Origin of the sequence: Burkholderia cepacia, from assembly GCF_001718835.1 — a bacterium.
GTDB classification, from domain to species: domain Bacteria; phylum Pseudomonadota; class Gammaproteobacteria; order Burkholderiales; family Burkholderiaceae; genus Burkholderia; species Burkholderia cepacia_F.
Genome location: NZ_CP013443.1, coordinates 2711013 through 2730782, shown reverse-complemented (window position 1 = coordinate 2730782; position 19770 = coordinate 2711013). Strand labels below are relative to the sequence as shown.

19 protein-coding genes and 1 tRNA gene are annotated in these 19770 nt (G+C 65.1%); 17 read left to right on the top strand and 3 right to left on the bottom strand.

Going from position 1 to position 19770, the window contains the following annotated elements:
• The first annotated feature begins 104 nt into the window (after nt 1-104).
• From ilvC to WT26_RS15770, 4 genes are all read left to right on the top strand, one after another.
• Nucleotides 105-1121 (top strand): ketol-acid reductoisomerase, encoded by a 1017-nt coding sequence (gene ilvC, locus WT26_RS15785; protein WP_021162800.1) that lies wholly within the window; start codon nt 105-107, stop codon nt 1119-1121.
• A 127-nt stretch (nt 1122-1248) separates the two neighbouring features.
• Nucleotides 1249-1893, top strand: coding sequence for a phosphatidylserine decarboxylase (locus WT26_RS15780; protein WP_011352710.1), 645 nt, complete (start codon nt 1249-1251; stop codon nt 1891-1893).
• A 15-nt stretch (nt 1894-1908) separates the two neighbouring features.
• A complete protein-coding gene (gene pssA / locus WT26_RS15775; protein ID WP_069273232.1) occupies nt 1909-2778 on the top strand; it encodes a CDP-diacylglycerol--serine O-phosphatidyltransferase in 870 nt (289 codons plus the stop codon).
• Nucleotides 2779-3080: 302 nt separating this feature from the next.
• A complete protein-coding gene (locus WT26_RS15770; protein WP_059531165.1) occupies nt 3081-4625 on the top strand; it encodes a 2-isopropylmalate synthase in 1545 nt (514 codons plus the stop codon).
• 71 nt (nt 4626-4696) lie between these two features.
• On the opposite strand, the gene WT26_RS15765 is transcribed toward WT26_RS15770, so the two are convergent.
• From WT26_RS15765 to WT26_RS15755, 3 genes are all read right to left on the bottom strand, one after another.
• Nucleotides 4697-6247 (bottom strand): SulP family inorganic anion transporter, encoded by a 1551-nt coding sequence (locus WT26_RS15765; protein ID WP_069273231.1) that lies wholly within the window; start codon nt 6245-6247, stop codon nt 4697-4699.
• A gap of 41 nt (nt 6248-6288) precedes the next feature.
• A complete protein-coding gene (locus WT26_RS15760) occupies nt 6289-6930 on the bottom strand; it encodes a carbonic anhydrase (protein ID WP_069273230.1) in 642 nt (213 codons plus the stop codon).
• A 381-nt stretch (nt 6931-7311) separates the two neighbouring features.
• Entirely contained in the window at nt 7312-7812 is a 501-nt protein-coding gene (locus WT26_RS15755) for a hypothetical protein (RefSeq protein ID WP_069273229.1), read from the bottom strand.
• A gap of 174 nt (nt 7813-7986) precedes the next feature.
• Here WT26_RS15755 and WT26_RS15750 point away from each other — a divergent pair, with 174 nt between their 5' ends.
• The 13 genes from WT26_RS15750 to nuoF all read left to right on the top strand — a co-directional run bounded on the left by WT26_RS15750 (nt 7987) and on the right by nuoF (nt 19737).
• A complete protein-coding gene (locus WT26_RS15750; protein WP_069273228.1) occupies nt 7987-9246 on the top strand; it encodes a branched-chain amino acid ABC transporter substrate-binding protein in 1260 nt (419 codons plus the stop codon).
• A gap of 128 nt (nt 9247-9374) precedes the next feature.
• Entirely contained in the window at nt 9375-9644 is a 270-nt protein-coding gene (gene rpsO, locus WT26_RS15745; RefSeq protein WP_006398792.1) for a 30S ribosomal protein S15, read from the top strand.
• A gap of 290 nt (nt 9645-9934) precedes the next feature.
• Complete coding sequence (gene pnp / locus WT26_RS15740; protein WP_059666951.1) at nt 9935-12082, top strand: polyribonucleotide nucleotidyltransferase; 2148 nt, start codon at nt 9935-9937, stop codon at nt 12080-12082.
• Between the two features lie 153 nt (nt 12083-12235).
• Complete coding sequence (locus WT26_RS15735; RefSeq protein ID WP_069273227.1) at nt 12236-13255, top strand: NAD(P)H-quinone oxidoreductase; 1020 nt, start codon at nt 12236-12238, stop codon at nt 13253-13255.
• A 154-nt stretch (nt 13256-13409) separates the two neighbouring features.
• Nucleotides 13410-14165, top strand: a complete 756-nt coding sequence (tpiA, locus tag WT26_RS15730) for a triose-phosphate isomerase (RefSeq protein WP_034184885.1) — start codon at nt 13410-13412, stop codon at nt 14163-14165.
• 72 nt (nt 14166-14237) lie between these two features.
• Nucleotides 14238-14618, top strand: a complete 381-nt coding sequence (gene secG, locus WT26_RS15725; RefSeq protein ID WP_027786867.1) for a preprotein translocase subunit SecG — start codon at nt 14238-14240, stop codon at nt 14616-14618.
• Between the two features lie 112 nt (nt 14619-14730).
• Nucleotides 14731-14815: transfer RNA gene (locus tag WT26_RS15720), tRNA-Leu, on the top strand.
• Nucleotides 14816-14968: 153 nt separating this feature from the next.
• A complete protein-coding gene (locus tag WT26_RS15715) occupies nt 14969-15328 on the top strand; it encodes an NADH-quinone oxidoreductase subunit A (protein ID WP_006398798.1) in 360 nt (119 codons plus the stop codon).
• Nucleotides 15329-15390: 62 nt separating this feature from the next.
• Complete coding sequence (locus tag WT26_RS15710) at nt 15391-15870, top strand: NuoB/complex I 20 kDa subunit family protein (protein ID WP_006398799.1); 480 nt, start codon at nt 15391-15393, stop codon at nt 15868-15870.
• A gap of 21 nt (nt 15871-15891) precedes the next feature.
• Nucleotides 15892-16494 carry an NADH-quinone oxidoreductase subunit C gene (locus WT26_RS15705; protein WP_039370593.1) on the top strand — a complete coding sequence of 201 codons (603 nt, stop codon included), beginning with the start codon at nt 15892-15894 and terminating at the stop codon, nt 16492-16494.
• A gap of 9 nt (nt 16495-16503) precedes the next feature.
• A complete protein-coding gene (locus tag WT26_RS15700; RefSeq protein ID WP_006478265.1) occupies nt 16504-17757 on the top strand; it encodes an NADH-quinone oxidoreductase subunit D in 1254 nt (417 codons plus the stop codon).
• A gap of 187 nt (nt 17758-17944) precedes the next feature.
• Nucleotides 17945-18430 (top strand): NADH-quinone oxidoreductase subunit NuoE, encoded by a 486-nt coding sequence (nuoE, locus tag WT26_RS15695; RefSeq protein WP_006478266.1) that lies wholly within the window; start codon nt 17945-17947, stop codon nt 18428-18430.
• The gene (gene nuoF / locus WT26_RS15690; RefSeq protein WP_006478267.1) at nt 18427-19737 is read left to right on the top strand and encodes an NADH-quinone oxidoreductase subunit NuoF; all 1311 of its coding nucleotides are present in this window, start codon (nt 18427-18429) and stop codon (nt 19735-19737) included. The genes nuoE and nuoF overlap by 4 nt, the downstream gene beginning before the upstream one ends.
• Nucleotides 19738-19770 lie beyond the last annotated feature (33 nt).

Sequence of the window (19770 nt, the reverse complement as noted above, 5' to 3'; positions counted from 1 at the left end):
TGCCGACATTGCCAAAGTGGCACGCCGGGTGCGCCGTCATGTCCCGGCCCGCAGTACTCCATCCGAACGAATTGTTGAATTTTTGAATTAGCGAAGGAACCATCATGAACGTTTTCTACGACAAAGACGCTGACCTCTCCCTCATCAAGGGCAAGCAAGTCACGATCATCGGCTACGGCTCGCAAGGCCACGCACACGCGCTGAACCTGAAGGACAGCGGTGTCAACGTGACGGTCGGCCTGCGCAAGGGCGGCGCGTCGTGGAGCAAGGCCGAGAACGCCGGCCTGTCGGTCAAGGAAGTCGCGGAAGCGGTGAAGGGCGCCGACGTCGTGATGATGCTGCTGCCGGACGAGCAGATCGCCGACGTGTACGCGAAGGAAGTGCACGAGAACATCAAGCAGGGCTCGGCGCTGGCATTCGCACACGGCTTCAACGTCCACTACGGCGCGGTGATCCCGCGCGCCGACCTCGACGTGATCATGATCGCGCCGAAGGCACCGGGCCACACCGTGCGCGGCACGTACTCGCAAGGTGGCGGCGTGCCGCACCTGATCGCGGTTGCGCAGAACAAGTCGGGCGCGGCACGCGACATCGCGCTGTCGTACGCCGCGGCGAACGGTGGCGGCCGTGCCGGCATCATCGAGACGAACTTCCGTGAAGAAACCGAAACCGACCTGTTCGGCGAACAGGCCGTGCTGTGCGGCGGTACCGTCGAGCTGATCAAGGCCGGTTTCGAAACGCTGGTCGAGGCAGGTTACGCGCCGGAAATGGCGTACTTCGAGTGCCTGCACGAACTGAAGCTGATCGTCGACCTGATCTACGAAGGCGGCATCGCGAACATGAACTACTCGATCTCGAACAACGCCGAGTACGGCGAGTACGTGACGGGCCCGCGCATCGTCACGGAAGAGACGAAGAAGGCGATGAAGCAGTGCCTGACCGACATCCAGACGGGAGAGTACGCGAAGAGCTTCATCCTCGAGAACAAGGCAGGCGCGCCGACGCTGCAGTCGCGCCGTCGCCTGACGGCCGAGCACCAGATCGAGCAGGTCGGTGCGAAGCTGCGCGCGATGATGCCGTGGATCGCGAAGAACAAGCTCGTCGACCAGACGAAGAACTAAGCACCGCGTGCTGTTCCGGCCCCTCGAATAGAGGGCCGGTACCAAAAAGCCGCCCGAAGGCAGCAGTGCCCCGGGCGGCTTTTGCTATCCTACGGGCTTTGCAATTCACCGAACACAGAACGAATCCATGAACTATCCTCATCCGATCATCGCGCGCGAAGGCTGGCCGTTCATCGCGATTGCAGCCGTCATCGCGCTGTTGATCCATGCCGTCGGGGGCTTCGGCTTCGCGTGGCCGTTCTGGCTGCTGCTCGTCTTCGTCGTCCAGTTCTTCCGTGATCCGCAGCGCCCGATCCCGGCGCAGCCGAACGCGGTGCTGTGCCCGGCAGACGGCCGCATCGTCGCGGTCGAGACCGCGCAGGACCCGTACGCGAACCGCGAAGCGCTGAAGATCAGCGTGTTCATGAATGTCTTCAACGTCCATTCGCAGCGTTCGCCGGTCGACGGCGCGATCTCCAAGGTCGAATACTTCCCGGGTGCGTTCCTGAATGCGGCGATCGACAAGGCGTCCACCGAGAACGAACGGAACGCGGTCGTGATCCAGACGGCGAGCGGCAAGACCGTGACCGCCGTGCAGATCGCCGGCCTCGTCGCCCGCCGGATTCTCTGCTATGTGCGCGCCGGCGAGCCGCTGTCGCGCGGCCAGCGCTACGGTTTCATCCGCTTTGGTTCGCGCGTCGACGTGTACCTGCCGCTCGGCAGCCGCGCGAAGGTGTCGATCGGCGAGAAGGTCTACGCGTCGTCGACGATCCTCGCGGAACTCGAACAGTAAGCGGCGGGGCGCACGATGGCCGCATTCAAACCGCGTCGGCCGCGCAACGGCGCCGGCCAGACGCCACGCCCGTTCCGCCGCAACAAGGTGATGGCGCCCGATCCGGCGCCGCAGAGCCGCCGCGCCGCGCGCCAGCGGTTCCTGAAGACGCGCGGCATCTACCTGCTGCCGAACGCGTTCACGACCGCCGCGCTGTTCTGCGGCTTCTTCGCGGTCGTGCAGGCGATGAACGTGCGCTTCGAGATCGCCGCGATCGCGATTTTCGTCGCGATGGTGCTCGACGGGATGGACGGGCGCGTCGCGCGCATGACGCATACGCAGAGCGCGTTCGGCGAGCAGTTCGACAGCCTGTCGGATATGGTGTCGTTCGGTGTCGCGCCGGCACTCGTGATGTACGAGTGGGTGCTGAAGGATCTCGGCCGCTGGGGCTGGCTCGCCGCGTTCGTCTACTGCTCGGGCGCCGCGCTGCGCCTCGCGCGCTTCAACACGAACATCGGCGTCGTCGACAAGCGTTTCTTCCAGGGGCTGCCGAGCCCGGCCGCCGCCGCGCTGATCGCGGGCTTCGTATGGCTCGCCACCGACAACCGCGTGCCGATGAAGCTCGGCTGGCTGCCGTGGGTCGCATTCGTGCTGACGATCTACGCGGGCGTGACGATGGTGTCGAACGCGCCGTTCTACAGCGGCAAGGCGCTCGACGTGCGGCACCGCGTGCCGTTCGCGGCGATCCTGCTGGTCGTCGTCGCGTTCGTGCTCGTGTCGTCCGACCCGCCGCTGATGCTGTTCTGCCTGTTCGTGCTGTACGGGCTGTCCGGCTACGTGTTCTGGGCCTACATGGCCGTGCGCGGGCGGGCGAACCCCGCGCGCTCGTCGCAGCGCGAGCATTGACGCGCGACACGTTCCGAAACGGCGGCCTGCGGGCCGCCGTTTTTTGCGCCCCTTTTTCCACGCGCGCTTCGGGCGTCGTCCGATTGCGCGCCCAACGGAATGCCGCTATAGTCGTCGGCATGACTGCATTTTCCCGCCTCCCCCTCCTTCTAGCCGGTGCGCCGCTACGCGCGCCAGCTTCGGCGCGCCTGCCGCGCTGACCGTTCCCGCCCTCCGTCAAGCCTCGTCTGTTGTTGAGCGTCGCCAGCGGTGGCGCGAATCCATCTCGTTGTACCTCCGAACAAAGAGCCCTGGAGCCCCCCATGACAGACAAGCTGATCATTTTCGATACGACGTTGCGTGACGGTGAACAATCGCCCGGCGCGTCGATGACGAAGGAAGAGAAAATCCGCATCGCGAAGCATCTCGAGCGGATGAAGGTCGACGTGATCGAGGCTGGCTTCGCGGCCAGCTCGAACGGCGATTTCGACGCGATCCACACGATCGCCGGTCTCGTGAAGGACAGCACGATCTGCTCGCTGGCGCGGGCCAACGACAAGGACATCCAGCGTGCGGCCGACGCGCTGAAGCCGGCCAACAGCTCGCGGATCCACACGTTCATCGCGACGTCGCCGCTGCACATGGAGAAGAAGCTGCGCATGACGCCGGACCAGGTGTTCGAGCAGGCGCGTCTCGCGGTGCGTTTCGCGCGCCAGTTCACCGACAACGTCGAATTCTCGCCGGAAGACGGCAGCCGTTCGGACCTCGATTTCCTGTGTCGCGTGCTGGAAGCCGTGATCGCCGAAGGGGCGACGACCATCAACATCGCCGATACGGTCGGCTACGGCGTGCCCGAGCTCTACGGCAACCTCGTGAAGACGCTGCGCGAACGCATTCCGAACTCGGACAAGGCGATCTTCTCCGTGCATTGCCACAACGACCTCGGGATGGCGGTGGCGAACTCGCTCGCCGGCGTGAAGATCGGTGGCGCGCGTCAGGTCGAGTGCACGATCAACGGTCTCGGCGAGCGCGCGGGCAACACGTCGCTCGAGGAAATCGTGATGGCCGTGAAGACCCGCAAGGACTACTTCGGCCTCGACGTCGGCATCGACACGACGCAGATCGTGCCGACGTCGAAGCTCGTGTCGCAGATCACCGGCTTCGTCGTGCAGCCGAACAAGGCGGTGGTCGGCGCGAACGCGTTCGCGCATGCGTCGGGCATCCACCAGGACGGCGTGCTGAAGGCGCGCGATACCTACGAGATCATGCGTGCGGAAGACGTGGGCTGGACCGCGAACAAGATCGTGCTCGGCAAGCTGTCGGGCCGTAACGCGTTCAAGCAGCGCCTGCAGGAGCTTGGCGTGTCGCTCGACAGCGAAAGCGAACTGAACGCGGCGTTCATGCGCTTCAAGGATCTGGCCGATCGCAAGGCCGAGATCTTCGACGAGGACATCATCGCGATCGTGTCCGAGGAATCGGCGCTCGCACACGAGCAGGAGCACTTCAAGTTCGTGTCGCTGTCGCAGCACTCGGAAACGGGCGAGCAGCCGCACGCGAAGGTCGTGTTCGGGGTCGAAGGCAAGGAAGTGACCGGCGAGGCGCGCGGCAACGGTCCGGTCGACGCGACGTTCAATGCGATCGAGAGCGAAGTCGGCAGCGGTTCCGAGCTGCTGCTGTACTCGGTGAACGCGATCACGACCGGTACGCAGGCGCAGGGTGAAGTGACTGTCCGGCTGTCGAAGAGCGGGCGGATCGTCAACGGCGTCGGCACCGATCCGGACATCGTCGCCGCATCCGCGAAGGCGTACATCTCCGCGCTGAACAAGCTGCATTCGAAGGACGACAAGCTCAATCCGCAGCGCTCGTAACCGCGTCGCGCGCGATCGAAACGCCCCGTGCGGCCCTGCGCCGCCGGGGCGTTTTTTCATTCCGCGCCCGCTCACTCCGCGGTCGGCGAGCGGAATTGCCAGCGCCGCGCGGCGGCGCGAGGCGGCGGGCACGGCCGGCGGAACTCGACGGCGATGCCGCGTCGCGGCGCATCGGCGACGAACGCGTCGAGCAGTTCGAGCACATCGTGATCGATGTAGTCGGCGCGTGTCGCGTCGATGATCACCGCGGCCCGATCGGGAATGTGCCGCAGGTGATGCTTGACCTGTACCTTGCCGAGAAACGACACGTCCTTGCGGAACGACAGCAGGAAGTGGTCGTCGTGCTGCGCGAGCGTCACGGGGCTCTTCAGGTTCGCGACGGCGACGGCCAGCACGCTGCACGCGAGGCCGAGCGCGATGCCGAACAGCAGGTCGATCGCGAGCACGCCGGCGATCGTCGCGGCGAACGGTACGAACGCGGCCGGCCCCTGTTTCATCACCGAGCGGAACAGCGCCGGTTTCGCAAGCTTGAAGCCGGTGTGGATCAGGATCGCGGCCAGGCTCGCGAGCGGGATCAGGTTGATCAGGCCGGTGAGTGCGAACACGCTCGCGAGCAGCAGCATCCCGTGCACGATCGCGGACATCCGGCTTTGCGCGCCCGCGTTGACGTTCACCGAGCTGCGCACGATCACCGACGTGATCGGCAGCCCGCCGACCGCGCCGGCGACGAGATTGCCGACGCCCTGGGCCTTCAGTTCGCGATCGGGTTGGGTCGGCCGGCGCTTCGGGTCGATCTGCTCGACGGCTTCGAGGCTCAGCAGCGTCTCGAGGCTCGCGACGACCGCGAGCGTGATCGCGACGCGCCACACGTCCGGATTGACGAGCTGCGCGAAGTTCGGGCCGAGCTCCGCATGCTTGAGCGACGCCGCGAAGGCCGCGAACGAGCCGAGTTCGGGCAGCGCGACCCGGTGCGCGGCGCCGGGCGCGAGCGCGGGCGCCAGCGCGCCGAGCACGAGCGTGGCGCCGATACCCAGCACGACGACCGCAAGCGGAGCCGGCACCGAGCGCACCAGCACGAAGCGGCGCAGCGCGGACGTGTCCCACGCGATCAGCAGCGCGAGCGACGCAAGCGCGATCGCCGCCGCGATCCACGCGGCGCTCAGGCCGGGCAGCGCGGCGAGCGGTTGCGCGGCCGAGCCGCCGATTCCGAACGCGAACGGAATCTGTTTCACGATCAGCAGCAGGCCGATCGCGGCGAGCATGCCCTTGATGACGGGTGAAGGGACATAGGCTGCGAAGCGGCCGGCGCGCAGCATGCCGAACCCGAACTGCAGGACGCCGGACAGCAGCACCGCGAGCAGGAATGCGGAGAAGCTGCCGAGTTGTGCGATACCTTCGACGACGATCACGACGAGGCCGGCGGCCGGCCCGCTGACGGACAGGGACGAGCCGCTCAGCAGCGCGACGACGATGCCGCCGACGATGCCGGATACGAGCCCGGCAAACGGTTCGACGCCGGATGCATTGGCGATGCCGAGACACAGCGGCAGCGCGACGAGGAACACGACGACGCCGGCGACGATGTCGCGCGGCAGGGTGGACAGGCGCTGGTTCAGTTTCATGGTCGGGGGCGGTTTCGTTGGCGTGTGGGTCGGGATGGGGTTCAGCCGAGCGCCGGTGCGGGCGCCGCCTGCGTGGGCGCGGCGTCCGCCGGCTGCGTCGCGTAGCCGGAGTCGAGTTCCTGCAGGCGGCCGTCCGCGAGCGAAAAGATCCAGCCATGCACGAGCGGCGGCCGTTCGCGGCCCCGCACGATCGGGGACGCGCGCAGCAGCCGCACCTGTTCGAGCACGTTGAGCTCGGCGAGGCGGTCGGCGGCCGCGGCGGGGTCGAGGCCGGCGAGCGTGTCGTGGTGCCGGCGCGCGAGCGCGCACAGCGGCGCGATGCGGCGTGCGACGTGCGGCAGGTCGGACGGCGGCGGCAGCAGCGATGCGCGTACGCCGCCGCAGCCGTAGTGCCCGCACACGATCACATGGTCGACCTTCAGCACACGCACCGCGTACTCGAGCACGCTGGCGGAATTGTCGTCGTCGGGATGGAACAAGTTCGCGATGTTGCGATGGACGAACAGCTCGCCGGGTGCGCAGTGCGTGATGGTTTCGGCCGGCACGCGGCTGTCGGCGCAGCCGATCCACAGCACGCGCGGGTTCTGGCCGCGCGCGAGCGCGTCGAAGAAGCCGGGCGTGTGTTCACGCGTTTCGCGGGCCCAGGCGATGTTGGCAACCAGCATGCTCTTGGGGCGATTCATGAGGACTCCTTTTTGATGAAAGCAAATGAAAATCCATCGAAACGGACGGATTAGGATGCTTTCTGAATTGAAAGGTTGAATTTCGACTGATATTAGGGGTATGCCCTAGATCAAGGGGGCAATGAAACAAATTGTTTCAAATTAAATCGAGATAGTGCATGGATTGCACCAGCTTGATGCATTCGATGCATCGCCGATACGATTTCTCGCGGAGGTATGTGTGGCGGGGGATTCCGGTTAATGGTTATTGAACTTCATTGGTCCGGAAAGGATTGCTGCTCTATTTTGAGATTAAATAGGGTGGCGGTAAAAAAGAAAGGCCATTCTCGCAATAATTCGTGAATGGCCGTTGCGGAAATGCGCTGGAATCGCGCCGCGCGCTTAGAAAAGATTGCGGCGGTCGGGGTCGTGCAACGGGTCGGGTGTTTTCTGCGTGATGCGCAGGATGCCCTGCGGGTCGAAGTAGAAGCTGTACATCATGTACCAGACGTTGTCCTCGAGATACCGGTACGTCCACACCTCGCGTTTCATCAGCGGGAAGTAGGACGTCTCGACGGGGCGTCCGAAGTTGACGAGGACGTCGGTCTTGGTCCACTTGCCGATCTCCGCGCGATAGAACTCGCTCGGCTGCAGGACCTGGCGCACGTTGACGATCTTGCCGGACCCGTCGACGTCGGCCGCGACGGTGATCTCGCCCATCGGCTGGGTCGGCCACATCAGGCGCTTGCCGCCGCCGGGCAGGTCGTAGATCTCGCGCGGCGGGCCCATGCGTGCGACGATCGCCGACTCGTCCTGGCCGGCCTGGTATTGCTGCCACGGTTGCGCGCAACCGGCCAGCAGCGCGGCGGCGCTGGCGAGCAGTACCGGGACACGAATACGCATGTGTTTCTCCAAGAATCACGGGGAATACGCGTGTTGTATCACGGACCGCGCATTCCGGCGCGCGGCCCGGAAAAATTCGGTGCGGGATCGCGCGAGCGCTCGCGCGCTTGCCCGCGCGGGGCGCCCGGGCCTATGATCCGCGCTTCTCACGCGGATTCGGGGGCAGGCAAGCCGATGCAGATATGGAAGCGGTGCGCGCTCGCGTTGAGCGCGGGGTGGATGCTGGTGTCGTCCGCATTTGCCGGCGGCGAGCCGGTGCGGATCGCGCTGATCGAGGGGATGTCGGGCCCGTTCGCGAACGCGGGCGCGGCGGTCGAGCGCAACCTGCGCTTCGGCGTCGAGCAGGTGAACGCGGCGGGCGGCGTGAAGCTGCGCGACGGCGCGCACCCGCTCGAACTCGTCGTGCTCGACAGCAAGGGCAGTCCCGAGGAGGCGCTCGTGCAGCTGCGCGCGGCCGCGGATCGCCATATCGGCTTCGTCACGCAGGGCAACAGCTCGGCCGTCGCGGCCGCCCTCGTCGCGGCGCTCGACAAGCTGAACGCGCGCGATCCGGACAACCGGATGCTGTTCCTCAACTATTCGGCCGACGATCCGGCGCTGACCGGCGCGCGCTGCAGTTTCTGGCATTTCCGCTTCGATGCGCACGCCGGCATGCGGATGGCCGCACTCGCGGACGTGATGGCGCGCGACCGCGCGCTGCGCAAGGTCTACCTGCTGAACCAGGACTACAGTTTCGGCCACGACGTCAGCACGCTCGCACGGCAGGCGCTGGCCGCGCGGCGCTCGGACGTGGCGATCGCCGGCGACGAGTTCCACCCGATCGGCCGGATCAAGGATTTCTCGCCGTACATCGCGAAGGTCCGCGCGAGCGGCGCGGACGCCGTCGTGACCGGCAACTGGGGCAACGACCTCACGCTGCTCGTGAAGGCGGCGCGCGAGCAGGGGCTGAATGCGAGGTTCTATACGTTCTACGGCAACAGCCTCGGCGCGCCGGCGGCGCTCGGCGACGCCGGTGTCGGGCGGGTCGTCGCCGTGGCGGACTGGCATCCGAACGCCGGCGGCGCGAAATCCGACGCGTTCTACCGGGCGTTCCGGAACCGTTTTCCGGCTGCCCAGGACGACTATCCGGTACGCCGCATGAGCCTGATGGTCGAGATGGTCGCGGCGGCCATGAACCGGGCCGGCTCGGCCGATCCGGTGGCGGTCGCGCGCGCGCTCGAGGGCCTGTCGTTCGACGACGGCTTCCACGCGTCGCGGATGCGCCCGCAGGACCATCAGTTGATCCAGCCCCTTTATGTGATGGAGATGGACAAGGCCGGCACGCCGGGCGTGCGCTTCGACAACGAGGGATCGGGCTACGGGTTTCGCACCGTGCTGGCGGTCCCGCCGCCGCAGACGGACGCGCCGTCGACGTGCTCGATGACGCGCCCGTGACAAAGCGGTTCGGATCGTTGCGGAGTTGTGCTACAATGCCCGCCGGTTGTAAGTCACGGCACGGCCATTCTTCCGTGTCCGCCTGTTCAGTTAGAAAGTAGAAACCAAGTAGAAACCAAGGAAATCTCATGTCTGTTGCAGATATCAAGAAGTCGGAAGTCGTTGCTCAGTTCGCCCGCGGTACGAACGACACGGGGTCGCCCGAAGTCCAGGTCGCACTGCTGACCGCACGTATCGTCGAACTGACGGGTCACTTCAAGACCCACGCGAAGGATCACCACAGCCGCCGCGGCCTGCTGCGCATGGTGAGCCGTCGCCGCAAGCTGCTCGACTACCTCAAGGGCAAGGATGCCGACCGTTACCGCGCACTGATCGAGAAGCTGGGTCTGCGTAAGTAATCGAGGCGATTGCCGCCAGCAAGATGCCTGTGTCAGTCCGCTGATACAGGCATTTTGTTTTTGCGCGGTGCGTAGCGTCACACGCATCGCAGGCTGTCCGGCACGTTCGTGCGGGGCCGCCGCCACGACCGGTACCGGGGCAGGATTTGTGTCATTCCAGCGCGTCGCTGCACGAGTGCCGCGCTGGAATGGCATAAAAAACACACCTTGCTCCGGGTGATTCGGTCGGGACGCCGCCGCGCGGGATGGCCGGCGCGGCGAATGAAATGCATGAATACAAAGGAGCAACCATGTCCATGTTCAACAAGGTCGTGAAGGAATTCCAGTGGGGCCAGCACAAGGTGCGCCTCGAAACCGGTGAAGTCGCCCGCCAGGCAAGCGGCGCCGTGATCGTCGACGTCGAAGACACCGTCGTGCTGGCAACCGTCGTCGGCGCGAAGTCGGCGAAGCCGGGCCAGGATTTCTTCCCGCTGACCGTCGACTACCTCGAGAAGACCTACTCGGCCGGCAAGATCCCGGGTGGCTTCTTCCGTCGCGAAGGCCGTCCGTCGGAGCACGAGACGCTGACGTCGCGCCTGATCGACCGTCCGCTGCGCCCGCTGTTCCCGGAAGGCTTCTACAACGAAGTCCAGGTCGTGATCCACGTGCTGTCCGTGAACCCGGAAATCCCGGCGGACATCCCCGCGCTGATCGGCGCATCGGCTGCGCTCGCTGTGTCGGGCCTGCCGTTCAACGGCCCGGTCGGTGCCGCGCGCGTCGCCTACATCGACAACGCGTACGTGCTGAACCCGACGCGTGACCAGATCAAGGCGTCGAGCCTCGACCTCGTCGTCGCGGGTACGGAACGTGCGGTGCTGATGGTCGAATCGGAAGCCGACCAGCTGTCGGAAGAGGTGATGCTGGGCGCCGTGGTGTTCGGCCACGAGCAGATGCAGGTCGCGATCGACGCGATCCACGAACTGGTGCGCGAAGGCGGCAAGCCCGAGTGGGACTGGCAGCCGGCGCCGAAGAACGAGGCGCTGATCGCACGCGTGACCGAGCTGGCGCAGAACGACCTGCTCGCCGCTTACCAGCTGCGCGACAAGCAGGCGCGTTCGACGAAGCTGAAGGAAGTTTACGCGGCGACCTCGGCGAAGCTCGAGGAAGACGCGCAGGCAGCCGGTACGGCAGCGGCCGACAAGGCCACGGTCGGCAACGTGCTGTTCGACATCGAAGCGAAGATCGTCCGTTCGCAGATCCTGAACGGCGAGCCGCGTATCGACGGCCGCGACACGCGCACCGTGCGCCCGATCGAGATCCGCACGGGCGTGCTGCCGCGTACCCACGGCTCGGCGCTGTTCACGCGCGGCGAAACGCAGGCGCTGGTCGTCGCGACGCTCGGCACCAAGGGTGACGAGCAGATCATCGACGCGCTCGAAGGCGAGTACCGCGAACGCTTCATGCTCCATTACAACATGCCCCCGTTCGCGACCGGCGAAACGGGCCGCGTCGGCTCGCCGAAGCGTCGCGAAATCGGCCACGGCCGCCTCGCGAAGCGCGCGCTGGTCAAGTGCCTGCCGAGCGCTGACGAATTCGGCTACTCGATCCGCGTCGTGTCGGAAATCACCGAATCGAACGGTTCGTCGTCGATGGCGTCGGTGTGCGGCGGCTGCCTCGCGCTGATGGACGCCGGCGTGCCGATGAAGGCGCACGTCGCGGGTATCGCGATGGGCCTGATCCTCGAAGGCAACAAGTTCGCGGTGCTGACCGACATCCTCGGCGACGAAGATCACCTCGGCGACATGGACTTCAAGGTGGCCGGCACGGAGCAAGGTGTGACGGCGCTGCAGATGGACATCAAGATCCAGGGCATCACGAAGGAAATCATGCAGGTCGCGCTCGCGCAGGCGAAGGAAGGCCGCATGCACATCCTCGGCAAGATGACGTCGGCGGTTTCGGGTGCGAACACGCAACTGTCGGAATTCGCGCCGCGCATGATCACGATCAAGATCAACCCGGAAAAGATTCGCGACGTGATCGGCAAGGGCGGTTCGGTGATCCGCGCGCTGACGGAAGAAACGGGTACGACCATCGACATCTCGGACGACGGCGTCGTGACGATCGCGAGCACGAACAGCGACGGCATGGCCGAAGCGAAGAAGCGCATCGAGAACATCACGGCCGAGATCGAAGTCGGCCAGGTGTACGAGGGTACGGTTCTGAAGCTGCTCGATTTCGGCGCGATCGTGAACCTGCTGCCGGGCAAGGATGGCCTGCTGCACATCTCGGAAATCGTCAACGAGCGTGTGAAGGACATCAACGACTACCTGAAGGAAGGCCAGCAAGTGAAGGTCAAGGTCATCCAGACGGACGAAAAGGGTCGCGTGCGCCTGTCGGCGAAGGCGCTGCTGAATGAAGCAGCGGCAGCGGCACAGTCGGACACGCCGCCGCAGCAGTAAGCGGGCAGGCGGACCAACGGCCGGCAGTGCGAAAGCGTGCCGGCCGTTTTTTCTGTAGCATCGTTGTGCGGCGCAGCAGCGCCGGCCACGTGCCCGTGCCGCGCACGGGCACGCCCATCCGATTCCGATCCCGATCCCGGAGCGACCATCGCCATGAAAGCCATCGAAATCATCGAATTCGGCGCCCCCGACGTGCTGAAACTCGCGGAGCGTCCGCGCCCCGAACCGAAGCGCGGCGAAGTGCTGATCAAGGTGGCGGCTTCCGGCGTGAACCGGCCCGACGTGTTCCAGCGCAAGGGCGCGTATGCGCCGCCGCCGGGCGCGTCGGACCTGCCGGGCCTCGAGGTTGCGGGCGAGATCGTCGGCGGCGACCTGTCCGACGCGGCGCTGAACCCGTTCGGCCTGAAGCTGGGCGATCGTGTGTGTGCGCTGCTCGCGGGCGGCGGTTATGCCGAGTACGCGGTCGCGCCGCTGCTGCAATGCCTGCCGGTTCCCGGCGGCCTCACCGATATCGAAGCCGCGTCGCTGCCCGAAACGTTCTTCACCGTGTGGAGCAACGTGTTCGACCGTGCGCAGCTCGGCGCGGGCGAGGGCGGCGGGCAGGAGACGCTGCTCGTGCAGGGCGGCTCGAGCGGCATCGGCGTGACGGCGATCCAGATCGCGCATGCGCTCGGCTTTCGCGTGTTCGCGACGGCCGGTAGCGCCGACAAGTGCCGCGCGTGCGAGGCGCTCGGCGCCGAGCGCGCGATCAACTACAAGACGGAAGACTTCGTCGAGGTCGTGAAGTCGCTGACGCACGATCGCGGCGTCGACGTGATCCTCGACATGGTGGCAGGCTCGTACGTGCCGCGCGAACTGTCCGCGCTCGCGGATGGCGGCCGTCTCGTGCTGATCGCGCTGCTCGGCGGCGCCAAGGCCGACGTCAACCTCGGCGAGATCCTGCGTCGCCGGCTGACGATCACGGGTTCGACGCTGCGCCCGCGTCCGGTCGAGTTCAAGGCGCAGATCGCCGCGCAACTGAAGGCGCGCGTGTGGCCGCTGATTGCCGATGGCCGCATCAAGCCGGTGATCTATCGTGTATTGCCGGCCGCAGATGCCGCGCAGGCGCATGCGCTGATGGAAAGCAGCGAGCATACCGGCAAGATCATGCTCGATTGGGGCGCGAACAGCTGACCGGCCGGCCGCGCCTTGCCGGTCACAGCTGGTCGGCCGGGCTTGACATGCGCGGTTTGACCGGTTCAAGCCGTGCGCAGTAAAATCGCCGGTTTGCTTCGCCAGATCAAACCTGACGGCCGGTCGCCGGCCTGTCGATGACGAGACAGACACGATGTCGAAACAGAGAACTAAGCGTGTGATCGGCAACTGGAAGATGCACGGCCGGCTGGCCGGCAACCAGGCGTTGCTGAACGAAGTGGTGCAGGGTGCGGGCGCGGTGGCGGCCGAAACGTCGGTCGGCGTGTGCGTGCCGTTCCCGTATCTCGCGCAGGTTCAGGCGCAGCTCGACGGCGGCCGTGTCGCCTGGGGGGCGCAGGACGTGTCGGCGCACGAGCAGGGTGCGTTCACCGGCGAAGTGGCGGCCGCGATGGTCGCGGAGTTCGGCGCACGCTACGCGATCGTCGGTCATTCGGAGCGTCGCGCGTATCACGGCGAGCGCAACGAGACGGTCGCCGCAAAGACCCAGCGCGCGCTCGCGGCGGGGCTCACGCCGGTCGTGTGTGTCGGCGAGACGCTCGACGAGCGCGAGTCCGGTGCGACCGAGCAGGTGGTCGGTGCGCAGCTCGACGCGGTGCTGGCCGTGCTGACGGCCGACGAGGCCGCGCGCATCGTCGTCGCTTACGAGCCGGTCTGGGCGATCGGCACGGGCAAGAGCGCGACGTCGGCGCAGGCGCAGGACGTGCACGCGTTCCTGCGTGCGCGTCTCGCGGCAAAGGGTGCGGCGGACGTGTCCGTGCTGTACGGCGGCAGCGTGAAGCCGGACAACGCGGAAGAGCTGTTCGCGCAGCCGGACATCGACGGCGGCCTGATCGGCGGCGCGTCGCTGAAGGCGGAAGATTTCCTGGCGATCTGCCGGGCCGCGCGCTAAGCGGTCCGAGATCGAATTGAACCATGAGGGCGGCCGGCCGTTCCGGTCGCCCGATCCAATCGGGTGGGTGTGATGCTGTTATTCAAGACGCTGATTATTGTGGTGCAGGTGCTGTCTGCACTCGGTGTGATTGGTCTCGTGCTGCTGCAGCACGGCAAGGGTGCCGACATGGGCGCTGCGTTCGGCAGCGGCGCGTCGGGCAGCCTGTTCGGTGCCACGGGGTCGGCGAACTTCCTGTCGCGTACGACGGGCATTCTCGCGACGATCTTCTTCGTCGCGACGCTGGCGCTGACGTACCTCGGCTCGTACAAGTCGACGCCGTCGGCCGGCGTGCTCGGCACGGCAGCGACTGCGCCGGCATCGGCACCTGCAGCATCGGCGCCGGTAGTCGCGGCATCCGCCGCCGTTGCGGGTTCGGCTGCGAGCGCGCCGGGCCAGGACGTCCCGAAATAAAAAGTTAAATTTTTTGCGATTGTGCGTTGAACAATTCCGGAACTCGGGTTAGAATTTAATTCTTGAAGCGATTCGCGGGAAACAAGTAGTTACAACCCCGGTTGCATGCAGTGCCGACGTGGTGAAATTGGTAGACACGCTATCTTGAGGGGGTAGTGGCGAAAGCTGTGCGAGTTCGAGTCTCGCCGTCGGCACCAAAGTTACTCAATGCCAGCCGCTTCTAGTGGCTGGCATTTTTCATTTCTGGGGTGTGCTTGCGGTTGTCTTGCGATCGCATGCACTCCGAAATGATTCCTTCCGCCGGAAGTGGTATTCTCCGGACGCTCAGAACCAACCGATAGAGGATTGCCTTGAACCTCGCAGCCTATTACCCCGTCTTGTTGTTCCTCCTCGTGGGCACTGGTTTAGGTATAGCGCTGGTCAGCATCGGCAAGCTCCTTGGTCCCAACAAGCCGGACGTCGAGAAGAACGCACCGTACGAGTGCGGCTTCGAAGCCTTTGAAGACGCCCGGATGAAATTCGACGTCCGGTACTACCTCGTCGCCATCCTGTTCATCATCTTCGATCTCGAAACCGCATTCCTGTTTCCGTGGGGCGTCGCGCTCCGGGATATCGGCTGGCCGGGTTTCATCGCAATGATGATTTTTCTGCTCGAATTCCTGCTGGGCTTTGCCTATATCTGGAAGAAAGGCGGCCTCGACTGGGAGTGATGGGTTAATCGCCGGTTTGCATGGGCGGCCACGCTCGGTCGCTCGTCTGGAGTGGAAAGCAAATGAGTATCGAAGGGGTCTTGAAGGAAGGGTTTGTCACCACGACGGCTGACAAGCTGATCAACTGGACGCGTACCGGCTCGCTGTGGCCGATGACGTTCGGGCTCGCGTGTTGCGCCGTCGAAATGATGCATGCGGGCGCGGCCCGTTACGACCTTGACCGGTTCGGCGTCGTGTTCCGCCCGAGCCCGCGCCAGTCGGACGTGATGATCGTCGCCGGCACGCTCTGCAACAAGATGGCGCCCGCGCTGCGCCGCGTGTACGACCAGATGGCCGAGCCGCGCTGGGTGATCTCGATGGGGTCGTGCGCGAACGGCGGTGGCTACTACCACTACTCGTACTCGGTGGTTCGCGGCTGCGACCGGATCGTGCCGGTCGACGTCTACGTGCCGGGCTGTCCGCCCACGGCCGAGGCGCTGGTCTACGGCGTGATCCAGCTTCAGGCGAAGATCCGCCGCACCAATACCATCGCCCGTCAATAAAGCCCCGAGCGTCCCCTCAATATGGCAAGCAAAATCGAGACCCTCAAGGCAAACCTCGAAGCCGCGCTCGGCGCGCGCGTGGTGAGCCTCACCGAAGCGATCGGTGAACTGACGCTCGTCGTGAAGGCGAGCGATTACCTCGAAGTCGCAAAGACGCTGCGCGACGATCCGAAGCTCCGTTTCGAGCAGCTGATCGACCTGTGCGGCGTCGACTACCAGACCTTCGGCGACGGCGCCTACGACGGCCCGCGTTTCGCGGCCGTGTCGCACCTGCTGTCGGTCACGAACAACTGGCGTCTGCGCCTGCGCACATTCGCGCCGGACGACGACCTGCCGATCGTGGCATCGCTGGTCGACATCTGGACCTCCGCGAACTGGTACGAGCGCGAAGCGTTCGACCTGTACGGCATCGTGTTCGAAGGCCACCCCGACCTGCGCCGCATCCTCACCGACTACGGCTTCATCGGTCACCCGTTCCGCAAGGACTTCCCGGTGTCGGGCTACGTCGAAATGCGTTACGACCCGGAAGAGAAGCGGGTCGTGTACCAGCCGGTGACGATCGAGCCGCGCGAAATCACGCCGCGCGTGATCCGCGAGGATCGTTATGGCGGTCTGAAACATTAAGGGGGCGTCATGGCAGAAATCAAGAACTACACGCTCAACTTCGGCCCGCAGCACCCGGCAGCGCACGGCGTGCTGCGCCTCGTGCTCGAGCTCGACGGCGAAGTCATCCAGCGTGCCGATCCGCACATCGGCCTGCTGCACCGCGCGACGGAAAAGCTCGCGGAATCCAAAACCTTCATCCAGTCCGTGCCGTACATGGATCGTCTCGACTACGTGTCGATGATGGTCAACGAGCACGGCTACGTGCTCGCGATCGAAAAGCTGCTCGGCATCGAAGTGCCCGAGCGCGCCCAGTACATCCGCGTGCTGTTCGACGAGATCACGCGCGTGCTGAACCACCTGATGTGGATCGGCGCGCACGCACTCGACGTCGGCGCGATGGCCGTGTTCCTGTATGCATTCCGCGAACGCGAAGACCTGATGGACGTGTACGAAGCGGTGTCCGGTGCCCGGATGCACGCGGCGTACTACCGTCCGGGCGGCGTCTACCGCGACCTGCCTGACGCAATGCCGCAATACAAGGCGTCGAAGATTCGCAACGAGAAGGCGCTCGCGAAGATGAACGAAGCGCGCAGCGGCTCGGTGCTCGACTTCATCGACGACTTCTTCACGCGCTTCCCGAAGTGCGTCGACGAATACGAGACGCTGCTCACCGACAACCGGATCTGGAAGCAGCGTCTGGTCGGGATCGGTGTGGTCAGCCCGGAACGTGCGCTGCAGATGGGCCTGACGGGACCGATGCTGCGCGGCTCGGGCATCGCCTGGGACCTGCGCAAGAAGCAGCCGTACGAAGTGTACGATCGCATGGATTTCGACGTGCCGGTCGGCGTGAACGGCGATTGCTACGACCGCTACCTGGTTCGCGTCGAAGAAATGCGCCAGTCGATCCGCATCGCGAAACAGTGTATTGAGTGGCTCCGCAAGAATCCGGGCCCGGTGATGACCGACAATCACAAGGTTGCACCGCCGTCGCGCGTCGGCATGAAGACCAACATGGAAGACTTGATTCACCACTTCAAGCTCTTCACCGAAGGTTTCCATGTGCCGGAAGGCGAAGCGTACGCGGCGGTCGAGCATCCGAAGGGTGAGTTCGGCATCTACCTCGTGTCGGACGGTGCCAACAAGCCGTATCGCCTCAAGATTCGCGCGCCGGGTTTTGCGCACCTGGCGTCGCTCGACGAAATGGCGCGCGGTCACATGATCGCCGACGCCGTCACGATCATCGGTACGCAGGACATCGTGTTCGGCGAAATCGATCGCTAATGGTTGCGCCGCCCGTTTGTCTCGCGGGCGGCGAGCGGTAAGTCACACGCGAAGTCACATGCTGCATGCGCTGAACCGGCGCGGCTTCGCAAGCTGTCAACAGAGTGAGCGCCAGGTCTGCCGTCCATGCACCCCAGTGTGCGGCAGGTTGTTCGTTCGGTAGGAATTGAAAGAGTCGTGTCTGAAAATGATCTCAGCTGAAGGCCTGAAGGAAATCGATCGAGCGTTGACGAAGTATCCCGCCGATCAGAAACAGTCCGCCGTGATGTCGGCGTTGGCCGTCGCTCAGGAAGAGCACGGCTGGCTGTCGCCCGAACTGATGCAGTTCGTCGCGGACTATCTCGGCATGCCGGCCGTTGCCGTGCAGGAAGTCGCGACGTTCTACACGATGTACGAGCTCAAACCGGTCGGCAAGCACAAGATCACGCTCTGCACGAACCTGCCGTGCCAGCTCGGCCCGCACGGTGGCGCGGAAGCGACTGCCGACTACCTGAAACAGAAGCTGGGCATCGGCTTCGGCGAGACCACGCCCGACGGCAAGTTCACGCTGAAGGAAGGCGAATGCATGGGCTCGTGCGGCGATGCGCCGGTGCTGCTGGTGAACAATCACAGAATGTGCAGCTTCATGAGCCGCGAGAAGATCGACCAGCTGCTTGAGGAGCTCTCGAAATGACGTCCCTCCACGACCGTCACATCAAACCGCTGATCCTCGCTGGTCTGAACGGCGAGAACTGGCATCTCGAAGACTACGTTGCGCGCGGCGGCTACAAGCAGCTGCGCCGCATTCTCGAAGAAAAGATTCCGCCGGAGCAGGTGATCGCCGACGTGAAAGCGTCGGGCCTGCGTGGCCGTGGCGGTGCGGGCTTCCCGACCGGCCTGAAGTGGAGCTTCATGCCGCGCCAGTTCCCGGGGCAGAAGTATCTCGTCTGCAACTCGGACGAAGGCGAACCGGGCACGTTCAAGGATCGCGACATCCTGCGCTGGAACCCGCATGCGCTGATCGAAGGCATGGCCATCGGCGCGTATGCGATGGGCATCACCGTCGGCTACAACTACATCCACGGCGAAATCTTCGAAGTGTATCGACGCTTCGAGGCCGCGCTCGATGAAGCGCGTGCCGCGGGTTTCCTCGGCGACAACATCATGGGCTCGGAATTCTCGTTCCAGCTGCACGCGCACCACGGTTACGGCGCGTACATCTGCGGCGAGGAAACGGCGCTGCTCGAGTCGCTCGAAGGCAAGAAGGGCCAGCCGCGCTTCAAGCCGCCGTTCCCGGCGAGCTTCGGCGTGTACGGCAAGCCGACCACGATCAACAACACCGAGACGTTCGCCGCCGTGCCGTTCCTGCTGTCCATCGGGCCGCAGAACTACCTCGAGATCGGCAAGCCGAACAACGGCGGCACGAAGATCTTCTCGGTGTCGGGCGACGTCGAGCGTCCGGGCAACTACGAAGTGCCGCTCGGCACGCCGTTCGCGACGTTGATGGAGCTCGCCGGCGGGATGCGCGGCGGCAAGAAGATCAAGGCCGTGATTCCGGGCGGGTCGTCGGCACCGGTGATCCCGGGCGACATCATGATGCAGACGGATCTCGACTACGATTCGATCGCGAAGGCGGGCTCGATGCTCGGTTCCGGCGCGGTGATCGTGATGGACGAGACGCGCTGCATGGTGCGCTCGCTGCTGCGCCTGTCGTACTTCTACTACGAGGAATCGTGCGGCCAGTGCACGCCGTGCCGCGAAGGCACCGGCTGGCTGTATCGCGTCGTGAACCGTATCGAGCACGGCGAAGGCCGCCAGGAAGATCTGGACCTGCTGAACTCGGTGGCCGAGAACATCATGGGCCGCACGATCTGCGCACTCGGCGATGCGGCGGCGATGCCGGTACGCGGGATGCTCAAGCACTACTGGGACGAATTCGCGTACCACGTCGAGCACAAGCACTGCATGGTCGGCGGCCACGCGCACGCGGCGGCAGCCTGAAGCGAACCGGTTGCGGAATTTGAGCGCACGGTC